The organism is Streptomyces sp. SID3343, assembly GCF_009865215.1.
GTDB lineage: Bacteria > Actinomycetota > Actinomycetes > Streptomycetales > Streptomycetaceae > Embleya.
Window position 1 is genome coordinate 1 of the sequence record NZ_WWJX01000510.1, and the last position, 11,871, is coordinate 11,871.

Genomic DNA, 11,871 nt, shown 5'->3' on the forward strand with positions numbered 1-11,871 from the left:
ACCGTCTCCACCACCGAGAACGCGAAGTCCATGTGCGCCGACTCGTCGCGGAAGACCCAGTTGGTCCCCGATGCCAAGCCGTTCAGCAGGCCGCGTGAGCGCAGGAAGTAGACGTAGGCGAAGGCGCCGTAGAAGAACAGGCCCTCGATGCACGCCGCGAAGCAGATCAGGTTGAGCAGGAACTGCCGCCGGTCGTCCCGGGATTCGAGCCGGTCCAACCCCATCGCCGAGTCGATCCAGCGGAAGCAGAACTCCGCCTTGCGCCGGATCGACGGGATGTGCTCGACCGCGGCGAACGCCTGCTCGCGCTCCTCGTGGTCGGGCATGTAGGTGTCGAGCAGGGTCAGGTAGAACTGCACATGGACGGCCTCTTCGAAGAGCTGCCGCGACAGGTACAGCCGCCCCTCCGGCGAGTTGATGTGCCGGTAGAGGTTCAGCACCAGGTTGTTCGCCACGATCGTGTCGCCGGTCGCGAAGAACGCGACCAGGCGCTGCACGAGGTGGCGTTCCGCCGGGCTGAGCTTCTCCAGGTCGGCCAAGTCGCTGTGCAGGTCGACCTCTTCGACCGTCCAGGTGTTGCGGATCGCCGCGCGGTACTTCTCGTAGAAGTCCGGGTACTGCATCGGGCGCAGCGTGAGGTTCATTCCGGGATCGAGCAGGCTCACGTGCACGCCTCACAGGCTTCGGGGTTCTCCAGCGAGCAGGCGATCACGTCGAGGTCGGAGATTTCCTCGGTGGAATCGGTGGAAACGGTGGAATCGGTCGATTCGACCGGGGCGGCCGAGGCCTGCGCCGGGACCGTCGCCTGCTGGATGCGCGTCGCGGGGCGCGAGCGCAGGTAGTACGTCGTCTTCAGGCCGGTCGACCACGCGTAGCGGTACATCGACGACAGCTTGCCGATCGTCGGGTCGGCCATGAACAGGTTCAGCGACTGCGACTGGTCGATGTACGGCGACCGCGCCGCCGCCAGGTCGATCAGCGCGCGCTGCGGCAGCTCCCACGCGGTGCGGTACAACTCGCGTACGTCGTCCGGCAGTTCGGCGATGCCCTGGACCGAGCCCTCGGCGCGCTTGATCCGGTCGCGCACCTCCGGGGTCCACAGGCCGCGGGCCTTGAGTTCGCGCACCAGGTACGCGTTGATCTGGAGGAACTCACCCGACAGCGTCTCGCGCTTGAACAGGTTCGACACCTGCGGCTCGATGCACTCGTACGCGCCCGCGATCGAGGCGATCGTCGCGGTCGGCGCGATGGCGACGAGAAGCGAGTTGCGCAGCCCGTGCGCGGCGACGCGCGAACGCAGCGCGTCCCAGCGCTTGGTCTGCGACGGGTACACCTCCTCCCACAGGTCGGGCTGGAGCCGGCCGCGCGCGGCGTGCGTCTCGGCGTACGCGGGGTGCGGGCCGTGCACCTCGGCCAGCGCCGACGAAGTCTCCAGCGCCGTCAGGTAGATCTCCTCGGAGATCAGCGTGGACAGCTCACGCGCCTCGACCGAGTCGAAGGGCATGCCCAGCGTGAAGAACACGTCCTGCAGGCCCATCAGGCCCAGACCCACCGGACGCCAGCGCGGGTTGGACGCCGCGGCCTGCGCGGTCGGGTAGTAGTTGATGTCGATCACGCGGTCCAGGAAGACCACGGCGGTGCGCACGGTCGCGCGCAGCTTCTCCCAGTCCATGCCCTCGCCGGCCACGACGTGCGCGCCGAGGTTGACCGAACCGAGGTTGCACACGGCGGTCTCGCCGTCGCTGGTGACTTCGAGGATCTCGGTGCACAGGTTGGACAGGTGCACGACGTTGCCGGGCTCGGCGGCCTGGTTGCACGTGCGGTTGGCGGCGTCCTTGAACGTCATCCAGCCGTTGCCGGTCTGCGCGAGGGTGCGCATCATCCGGGCGTACAGGTCGCGCGCGGGCATCTGGCGGACGTACCGGCCGTCGCGTTCGGCAGCCTCGTAGACCTTGTCGAACTCGGCGCCCCACAGGTCGGGCAGTTCGGGGACCTCGTTGGGGTCGAACAGCGACCAGACGCCGTCCTCCTCGACCCGCCGCATGAACAGGTCGGGGATCCAGTTGGCGAGGTTGAGGTTGTGCGCGCGGCGCGCGTCCTCACCGGTGTTCTCGCGCAGTTCGAGGAATTCGAGGATGTCGGGGTGCCACGACTCCAGGTACACACAGGCCGCGCCTTTGCGCCGCCCGCCCTGGTTGACGGCCGCCACCGACGAGTCGAGCGTCTTGAGCCACGGGACGATGCCGTTGGAGTGGCCGTTGGTGCCGCGGATCAGCGAGCCGCGCGAGCGTACCCGCGACCACGCGACGCCGATGCCGCCGGCGAACTTCGACAGGCGGGCGATGCGCCCGTACATGTCGTAGATCGACTCCAGCTCGTCCTTGGGCGAGTCGAGCAGGTAGCACGAGGACATCTGGGTGTGCACCGTGCCGGAGTTGAACAGCGTCGGCGAGCTCGGCAGGTACGCCAGCGACGACATCAGCCGGTAGAAGCCGATCGCCTCGGTCGGCTCCTGCGACAGACCGCACGCCACCCGGAGGAGGAAGTGCTGCGGGGTCTCGACGACCTTGCGGGAGACGGGGTGGCGCAGCAAGTAGCGGTCGTAGACGGTGCGCAGGCCGAAGTACTCGAACCGGCGGTCGCCCGACGTGTCGATCGCCGCGTCCAGCTCGGCGGCGTGCTTGGCGACGAACGCCGCGGTCTCGGCGCCGATGATGCCCTCGCGGCGGCCGAGCGCGATGCCGGCGCTGAACGAGTCGACGCCCGCTTCCGCGGCCTCGTCCGCGATCCGGCCGGCGAGCAGCCGGGCGGCGAGGCGCGAGTAGGCGGGCTCCTCCGCGATCAGCTCGGCGGCGGTACGGACGGCCAGGTCCGCGGCCGCGCCGCGGTCGGCACCTTCGTTGAGGCCCGCGACGACCCGGCGGACGACCCGATCCGGATCGACCTCCGGCAAATCGCGCGCCTGGGTGCGTACCAGGGTTGCCAGTTGGTCCTCGGGGCTCTCGTCGATCCGCATCCGGGTCGTGCCCACGCTGTCCACAACGGTCACGTGCTCTCTCCTCGCGAGCTCGTACGTACAGTGACCCCGCGCCCGAAGGCGCGGGCGGCCGGCAGGTATTCGGACTCGCGGGCATGCCGGGGCGCCGCCGGGCACAGTGTGCTCGGTGGGCCCGCGGAGTTCCCCATGGTCGTCGCTTCCGGATGCCTCTCGGCGTTCGGCGCGTCGTGACGACTTTCGTTCCCGCATACCGCTGCGGGGCAGTCCCGGCTTCACACCGGGTTCCCTCTTGCGTCGCCCTTCCAGGAAAACCCGGGGGGCGAACCAGCCGCGTCGCAGAGCATATATGTAGTGGCGGGGTGGTCGTTGCACCCCCAGGTGTTGTGTCGCGTCGCGGTTCCCGACGTGTCACGGTTCGCCATAGACGTGCACAGGTGGTAGGGTTATGGGCTCGAAATATCGCTCCGAAAACAATAACGCCTACGCTGATAGCGTGGGGTGATTTCCGTAGATTGTCAATAGTTCGGTACTCGAACGATCGCCTTCGGGCGTCCTTCGCCCGCCGCCGATCCACCGATCGATCGCCCTGGGCGGCCGCGCCGAAGCCACCTCCGCGACCTCGCCCTACCGCCGCCCTACATGCCGAACAGGCCCGATTGACGGCCCTGTACGCCCACCTGGACGCCACTCGTGCGGCATTGGCGACGCGCCTGCGCGAAGCCCTCGCGGAAGATCTCGACGGGTCGCGCCAGGCTCGTCGGGAGAGTGACGAGACCGTGATCGAAGTCGTGGATCGGCCGGCGGGATCAGCCGGCGTCGAGCCCGGATCGGGCATCGGCCGGCTCGACGATCGGGCCCGCAAAAATTTCCACGTCGGGCGTGTCGGATTGCGCGACGCCGATCGGATGCCGGTGCTCGTGGACCGGGAGGAACCGGCCCCGCGCGGGTCTCGCCGGCCTGGACGACGAGGGTGCCGATCGAGGCGACCACGAAGCAAGACGCGGGGAGCACATCGCGCAGGGCGGCGGCATAGCGCGGGCAGCGCGGCCGGAGGCGGAGCGTACGCACCCGAGGGGCTCGAATCGACGGCCCTGGCGGCCATGTGGAGACCAGGACACGGCAGTTCCGGTCGAGCGGCACCGGCCCCGTCCGCGCCGTCCGTGACGACGGCACAGCAGGCCGGGGCGGACGGTTCGTGCGGGTACGGTCACCTGTTCGTGGTCGTCGTCGTGGCCGGCGGTGGTGGTCTTACGCGCGCCGTATCCAGGAGGCCGGTCGCATGTACCACCTCATGGTCGCCCCGTCCGCGGCCCGCTCGCCGACAGGCGGCTGTGTCGGGGCGACCGCTCCTGCCGACGCTCGGCCGGCCGGGGCACCTCGCGTCCCGACTCCCGCCACTCCTCGACCAGGGCCTCGTACAGCGGCGTCTCGAACGTATCTGGGGGCCACGGCCCGAATGGTGCTCGGAGGATCTCCACAGCGACCCAACAGCACGAGAGGGCACGAAGTAATCGCCAACCGGGTGATGCCACTCGGTCGGTTGACGTATCGACACGGACATGCGGCGCCCCGGCGTGCGCAATCCCGCGACCCGGTCCCGAGGCGGATCCGGGCCGGCGCCGGATCGAGCCCTGACACGTGCGAGCCCGATGCGAGCCCGATGCGGGCCGGGCCGGGATCCCTGCCGAAACCGCCTCGTAGCCGGCACCGGCACCGCGGTCCCCTTCCAACCGCCGGTTGTTCGCCCCATAGGGTCGACGTCTCGCCGCGTGAGGAGCGCCCGTTCGAACCATCGACCAAGCCGTCGGCGCATCGGCCAGTCGGCGCGACGCACATCGGCCAGTCGCCGCGTCGACCGAGCCGCCCTCCTCGCCGGTCCCCCCGCAACCCTGGAGGGCACAGGATGGACCCGTCTCACGCCTTACCCCACCGACCGACACCGACTCGGAGCCCCGCATCGAGACCGCGACCGAGGCCGGCCCCAGGCCCGTCCGCCGCCGCCCGCGCGAAACCGGCAGTGAGACCGGCAGTGAGACCGGCCGTTGGCCCCGCCGTGAGGCCCGCTCGGCTCGTGCGCTGCCTGGTCGCCCTACTCGTCGGCCTGGCCGCGCTGTTCGTGGCGCCGGGCCCGGTCCAGGCCGTCGGCCTCGACCCCGGGACCGCGCCGTCCGTGCGCGTCGTCAGCTACAACGTGTGCGGCGGCTACATCGACGGATGTCGGTCCACACTCGACCGAACGCGCTGGGCTCAGGCGAGCGTAGCGGCGATGTCCGATTGGGATCCGGACGCCGTACTGCTCCAGGAACTGTGCAAGGGCCAACTCGACCTGCTGGCCGAACGCATGCCCGGCTACCGGACGGTGTGGCTGGAGACTCGGGCGCAGGACTACGGCTGCGACAAGTGGGTGACCGGCAGCGGGAACACGCCCTCCGGTGTCGGGATGCTGGTCAAGGGGGCTGTCTCCCAGTCGTACTCGCACGTCTTCCCGACGGCCGACCCGGCTCGGGCGAGCGATCCGACCGCGGACCACTACGCACTGCTGTGCGCCCAAACTCCCGTCGACGGGCGGGGCGCCCTGGTGTGTGTCACTCACTTGGACGGGACGCTCAAGCACCAGGGCGCACCGGTGGTGGTGAACAGGATCAGGACGTGGGGTCAGGGTCTGCCCGTCGTTCTGGGTGGCGACTTCAACGCCGATCCGCAAGACCCGAACATGGGTCGGTTCTACGCGACCCAAGGCGGCACCGGCGAGTTGGTCGAGGCCGACGAGAGCGACCGCGACCGCTTCACACCGAACTGCGCCGGCCGCACCCGCTGCCGTTCCGGCGCACCGACGGCCGGGCGGCATGCGGCGCCGCCCGCCGGTGGCATCACCACCGCGACGCGCAAATTCGACTACGTCTTCGGGAGTTCCGCGTACTTCGACCCTGCGGTCGGCGACACCGTCGATGTCGTGCGGGACGGGAACAGCCTGTCGGATCACCTGATGTACCGAGCCGCGTTCGGCTGGAGCGACGACGGGCAATCGCCCTCGGCGCCGGTGGTGGACTCGGCCGCGCGGCCGTTGGTGCCGGTGAACGACTGGGTGGACGCGGTCGACGGCACGTCGGGCGATCTCACCGGGGACGGGCTCGACGACGTGATCCTGCGTTCGGCCGCCGGCACCGTCGAGGTCCGCGCCGGCAACGGCTTGGGCGGCTTCGCCGATCCGGTGCAACTGCGGTCCGCAGACCAGGCTTGGTGGGACGCCCGAAGTATCAGCGCCGGCGACTTCACCGGTGACGGTCGCGACGATCTGTTGGTGCGCTGGGCGGCCGGCAGCGTGTACCTGTACCCGGGCAACGGATCCGGTGGCCTCGGCGGCTCGATCCCGGTACTGCCCGCCGGGTCGTGGTCGGACGCCGTCGACGTGACCGCGGGCGATTTCACCGGCGACGGCATGGACGATGTGGTCGTGCGCTGGGACACCGGTCGGGTCACGTTGCATCCGGCGGTCGCCGGCGCCGGGTTCGCCGCCCCGATCGAACTGCGTCCGCCGGGCACGGGCGGTTGGCGCGACGCAGCTGCGGTGACGGCGGGCGACTTCGACAACGACGGACGGGCCGACCTGCTGGTGCGCTGGACGGCAGGCAGCGTGTACCTGTACCCGGGCGACGGGCAGGGCGGCCTCGGTGGCTCGATCCCGAGGCCCGCCTACGCGTGGGTCGATGTCCGCGACACGATCGCCGGCGACTTCGTCGGCGACGGCACCGACGACGTGCTCGTGGGATGGCGGGATCGGCATGTCGACCTGTTCGCCGGCGGTGGGCCGACCGGGTTCGGCTCGCCCTCGCGAGTCGAGCCGGCAGGGGCCGGGGGCTTGCTGGACGCGGTCGACCTCACGGCCGCGGACTTCACCGGTGACGGTGTCGACGACGTGGTACTGCGCTGGAACGCGGGCAGCGTCTACCTGTACCCGGGCGACGGTCTGGGTGGACTGGCCGCCGCGGTACCGCTCGTGGGCGGCGCACCGGGATGGCAGGACGCGCGCAGCATCACGGCGGGCGACTTCACCGGTGACGGCCGGGCCGATCTGCTCGTGCGGTGGACGGCCGGCAGCGTGTACGTGTACCCGGGCGACGGGCACGGCGGGATCGGCGGTTCGATCCCGGTACTGCCCGCCGGTTCGTGGGGCGGCGCCGTCGACGTGACGGCCGGCGACTTCACCGGTGACGGCCGGGCCGACGTCGTCGTACGGTGGGACACCGGCCGGGTCACCCTGCATCGCGCGGTGGGCGCCCCCGGGTTCGCCGCCCCGGTCGAACTGCGGCCCGCGGGCGCGGGTGGGTGGGGCGATGCGGTCGACGTGACCGCAAGCGACTTCGACCACGACGGCCGCGCCGATCTGCTGGTGCGCTGGACGGCCGGCAGCGTGTATCTCTACCCCGGGGACGGACAGGGCGGGATCGGCGGTTCGGTTTCCAAGCAGCCCGCGGGCGCGTGGTCCGATGTCGTCGACGTCGTTGCGGGTCGGTTCACCGCCGGGGGTGCCGGTGAGGTGCTGCTGCGTTGGGGCGACGGGTTCGCGCAGGTGCGGGCCGACGTGGGGGCGACGGCGGCCCCGGTCGACGTGCTGACGGTTCGGGCCTTTGACGACCGCCGGCGGGTCGCGTACTTCGAGTACACCGTCGACGCACCGCCGACCGCCGCGACGGCGATCCGGTTGGACGCTCGCCACAACAGCGTCACCTTCCGTCCGCGCACGGGCTCGGTGGGAGCGCACACCCTGTTCGTCGTGGCTGTCGACGCCGCGGGCAACCGCTCGGCGGTGACCAGTCGCGGCTTCACGGTGTCGAGCGCGGCGACCGCCGGGTAGCCGAGGTGCTTGCCCGGTGCCCGCCGTCACGCGCGGTGAGCGCCGGGTGCCGCACTCGGGTCCGGTCGGTCGAACGCCGCCGCACGCAACTCCGCGAATGCCTCGGCCAGGCTTTGGGGCGTCCAGTGGGCGTTGAGGCCGCTCGGGTTCGGGAGCACCCAGATGCGCGTGGTACCGATCGTCTCCGGCTGCCTGCCGACCGCTGCCTTGGGGCGGGCGAAGCCGGTTCGATAGGCGCCGATGCCCAGGACGGCGAGCCAGGTCGGGGCGTGGCGGCGGACCTTGGCGGTGAGGATCGCGCCGCCCGCGCGGTATTCGTCCTTGGTCAGTTCGTCCGCGCGCGCCGTGGTGCGCGCCACCACGTTGGTGATGCCGAGGCCCAGTTCGGTCAGTTCGTCCTGCTCGGTCGGCTTGAACAGGCGTGGGGTGAAGCCGGATGCGTACAGCGCGGGCCAAAAGCGGTTGCCCGGCCGGGCGAAGTGGCGGCCGGTCGCGCCGGACCACAGACCGGGGTTGATCCCGCAGAACAGCACCCGCAGGCCGGGCGCGATCACGTCGGGGATGGTCAGGCCGTGCGCGGCGGCCATCTCGGCGGCGGTCGGGTTGCGACCGGGCGGGACCGGGAGCACGACGGGGGCCTGCTTCTCGGCGTTCGCGGGGGTGGCGTTCGGGGGGCCGGCGTTCGCCCGGCCGGCGTTCGCCCGGCCGGCGTTCGCGTCGCCGGCGTTCGAGCCGCCCACACCCGTGCCGGGCGGGTTCGTGCCTTCGCCGGCCGACTCCACGCTCGCGTCGGTTGCTTCCCTGCTCACCGCGACTCCCCGATCATGGCCGTACCCACCGTCCGAAATCCGAGCCGGTCGTACACGCGCGCGACGTCCTCGTCCCCCGCCGTCAGGAACACCGTGTCGGTGCCGCCCGCGAGCGCGTGCTCGGCGAGCTCCCAGGTCAGCGCTGCCGCCAGCCCGTTGCGCCGGGCCGAGGGCAGCGTGGCGACGCCGACGATCTCGGTGACGTCGTACAGGTGCTGGTAACAGCCCACGCTCAACGGCCCGGCCGGACTGTACGCCGCGAACATCACCGTCTCGCCGCTGCGCAGGCGTTCGTTGAGGTACGACAGCGCGCCGTGGTCCTGGCCGAGCGCCACGGTGTCCCGCTCGGCCGGGCCGGGCCTCCCGGCGGCGGTGCCCGGATGGGCGAAGCCGACCGCCGCGACGCTGTGCACGATCGCCAGGTCGGTGGCGTCCGCCCGGACCTGACGCAACGTCACCAGGTCGGGCAACGCCGGCCGCCGGGACGGCCGAGATTCGGGTTCGAGCACCATCATCGGGTGGGCGTGTATCTCCAACTCGGCCTCGATCGCGGCCTGATGGAGTGCGGGAGTGGTCTCGTCGACCCACTCGAAGGTCTCGGGCACGTTCAACTCTCTCTGCCGCGCCCGCACCGCGCGGACATCCGCCGCAGTGGGCTCGACGTCACCGCCGAGCGTGGGTCGCGCATAGTAGGGCCAACCCTTGTGCTCCTGCACGAACAGGGTCAGCGCGCCGATCGACTCCGCGCGGGCGTCCCGGCGTGCCGCCGCGTCGTAGTACGTCTCCACACGGGCACGCACCTCTGCGGCGGTTTTCGGCATGCGGGTCAGTGTGACACGGCCACCGGCAACGGGTCGGCCCGGTATCCCAGGCTCGAACGCAGCCTCCTGAGCAGGTCCGCGAGTTGCTCCGCGTCCGTGTCGGACCAGTCCCGGAGCCGGTCCTCGACCACCGCGAGGCGACCCTCGGTCGCGTTCGCGACCACCGCGTGGCCCTCGGGGGTGAGGGCGAGCAGGCACGAGCGGCCGTCCTCGGGGTTGGGCCGGCGCTCGACCCAGCCGTGGTCGACCAGGTGCGTGATGTGTCGGCTGACCACCGACATGTCGATCTCGAGGAGTTCCGCGACCCGCCCGGCGCGCAGCGGTTGATCGCTGCGGCCGAGCACGTACAGGACGCTCACGCCGGGCGGAAGAACGCCGGTGGGCAGCGCCTTGGCGATGCTGCGGTGGACTCCGGCGATGCCTTCCATCTGTGTGAGCAGATACCGGCACGCTTCCTGGGTGGCCATGTCGGGGACTCCTCTGTCCTTGTCGGCTTGTCGTCGTGTGTACCGACTTGTGATGTATGCCGGCTTGATGGCGTACGTACTTATCTGATGTCGTACGTACCGGCTCGTCGGGCTCGTTCGGCTTATCGCGTGGTGACGAGGTCGGCGTCGTCGGTACCGGCGGCGCCGTCTGCCGCCTTGGTCTCGGCCCGCTCGTTGCCACTCTGGGTGCGCAGGGCCACTTCCTTGATGAACCACACCACCACGAAGCCGACGAGAGCGAAGGGCGCGGCGTACAGGAAGATGTCGCCGATCGCGTGCCCGTACGCGTCCTTGACCAGGGGTACGACCTGCGCGGGCAGCGTGTGCAGGTTCGGGATGCCACCGCCTTGGAGCGCTGCGGCCGAGGTCGGGTCGACGTGCGCGGCGGCGAGGTTGTCGGTGAGGTAGCCCGAGACCTTGTTGGCCAGTACCGCGCCGAACGCGGAGACGCCGATCGCTCCGCCCATGGTCCGGAAGAACGAGACCACCGAGCTGCCTGCGCCGAGTTCGCCCACGGGCACCGTGTTCTGCACGGCGAGGACGAGGTTTTGCATCGTCATGCCCAGGCCCAGGCCGGTGAGCAGCATGAACACCGCGTGCAGCCAGTAGTTGGTGTCGACGCGCAAGGTGCCCATCAGGCCGATGCCGATGGCGAGCAGCCCGGTACCGATGACCAGGAAGCGCTTCCACTTGCCGAAGCGGCTGATCAGTTGACCCGAGACCATCGAGGACACGAACAGGCCGAGCACCATGGGCATGGTCATCAGGCCCGACTTGGTCGGACTGGCTCCGCGCGAGAGCTGGAAGTACTGGCTCAGGAACGTGGTCCCCGAGTACATCGCGACACCGGCGAACACACTGGCCAGGGTGGCGAGGGTGACGGTGCGGTAGCTGAACAGGTGCAGCGGGATGACGGGTTCGGCTGCGCGGGTCTCGGTGACGATGGCCGCGGCGCCGAGGAGGACGGTACCGCCGAGCATCGCGGCGGTCTGCCACGACATCCACGCGTAGTTGTGGCCGGCGAGCGAGACCCAGATCAGCAGCAGCGACACGGTCGCGGCGATCAGGAACGCGCCGAGGTAGTCGACCTTGACGTGCCGCTTGACGACGGGGAGGTTGAGGGTCTTTTGAAGCACGAGGATCGCGATCACCGCGATCGGCACGCCGACGTAGAAGCACCAGCGCCAGCCGAGCCACGACGTGTCCACGATCGTGCCGCCGATGAGCGGGCCGCCGACGGTGGCCAGCGCGAAGACAGCACCGAAGTAGCCGCTGTATCGACCACGCTGCCGGGGCGACACCATCGCGGCCAGGATGATCTGGCCGAGCGCGGACAGCCCGCCGGCGCCGAGACCCTGGATGGCGCGGGCGCCGATCAGCATCGTGGTGTTCTGCGCGAGCCCGGCGATCACCGAGCCGAAGATGTAGATGACGAGTGCCGACTGGATCAGCACCTTCTTGCTGGTCAGGTCGGCGAGCTTGCCCCAGATCGGCATCGACGCGGTCATCGCGAGCAGCGTCGAGGTGACGACCCATGTGTACGCGCTCTCGCCGCCGTGCAGGTCGGCCAGGATCGTGGGCAGCGCGTTGGAGACGATGGTGGACGACAGGATCGCCACGAACAGACCGAGCAGAATCCCGGAGAGAGCCTCCAGGATCTGCCGGTGGCTCATCGGCGCCCCGACCTCGTGCGGGACCGCTGTCGCGGTTCCTGCCTGCTTGGACATGTACACCTCTTCCTTAAGTTGCCTGTAGCAACCATAGAAGATGTTAGTTGCGCTTGGCAACTTTGTTCAAGCCCAGGCAAAGCCAAGCAAAGCCCGGGTGTGAAGCGGGCGAGGGCCGGCCCTCGGGAGGCGGAGGCGAGTCGGGGCCGGGCGGGTGGGCCGGGCCCGGGCGG

Annotated in this window: 7 protein-coding genes and 1 riboswitch; of the genes, 1 reads left to right on the plus strand and 6 read right to left on the minus strand. The window is 70.3% G+C overall.

All coding sequences use genetic code 11. From position 1 onward, the window contains the following. Together GT354_RS16150 and GT354_RS16155 are read right to left on the minus strand one after the other, a co-directional pair. Positions 1–644 (minus strand): ribonucleotide-diphosphate reductase subunit beta (locus tag GT354_RS16150; RefSeq protein WP_161357015.1); only part of this gene is annotated, 644 nt, incomplete at its 3' end. 17 nt (positions 645–661) lie between these two features. Continuing rightward, positions 662–3,016 (minus strand): ribonucleoside-diphosphate reductase subunit alpha, encoded by a 2,355-nt coding sequence (locus GT354_RS16155; protein ID WP_202511958.1) that lies wholly within the window; start codon positions 3,014–3,016, stop codon positions 662–664. A gap of 93 nt (positions 3,017–3,109) precedes the next feature. Further along, positions 3,110–3,311: riboswitch (cobalamin riboswitch) on the minus strand. Positions 3,312–5,051: 1,740 nt separating this feature from the next. Here GT354_RS16155 and GT354_RS16160 point away from each other — a divergent pair. After that, the gene (locus GT354_RS16160; protein WP_161357010.1) at positions 5,052–7,853 is read left to right on the plus strand and encodes an FG-GAP-like repeat-containing protein; all 2,802 of its coding nucleotides are present in this window, start codon (positions 5,052–5,054) and stop codon (positions 7,851–7,853) included. A gap of 26 nt (positions 7,854–7,879) precedes the next feature. Here the strand turns inward: GT354_RS16160 and mug are convergent, their stop codons facing one another. The 4 genes from mug to GT354_RS16180 all read right to left on the minus strand — a co-directional run bounded on the left by mug (position 7,880) and on the right by GT354_RS16180 (position 11,698). Continuing rightward, positions 7,880–8,440, minus strand: a complete 561-nt coding sequence (mug, locus tag GT354_RS16165; protein ID WP_161357016.1) for a G/U mismatch-specific DNA glycosylase — start codon at positions 8,438–8,440, stop codon at positions 7,880–7,882. A gap of 218 nt (positions 8,441–8,658) precedes the next feature. Continuing rightward, positions 8,659–9,483 (minus strand): GNAT family N-acetyltransferase, encoded by an 825-nt coding sequence (locus GT354_RS16170; RefSeq protein WP_161357011.1) that lies wholly within the window; start codon positions 9,481–9,483, stop codon positions 8,659–8,661. 5 nt (positions 9,484–9,488) lie between these two features. Further along, positions 9,489–9,950: a MarR family transcriptional regulator gene (locus tag GT354_RS16175; protein WP_161357012.1), complete on the minus strand. Its 462-nt coding sequence runs from the start codon at positions 9,948–9,950 to the stop codon at positions 9,489–9,491. 122 nt (positions 9,951–10,072) lie between these two features. Continuing rightward, the gene (locus GT354_RS16180) at positions 10,073–11,698 is read right to left on the minus strand and encodes an MDR family MFS transporter (protein ID WP_161357013.1); all 1,626 of its coding nucleotides are present in this window, start codon (positions 11,696–11,698) and stop codon (positions 10,073–10,075) included. Positions 11,699–11,871: the final 173 nt, after the last annotated feature.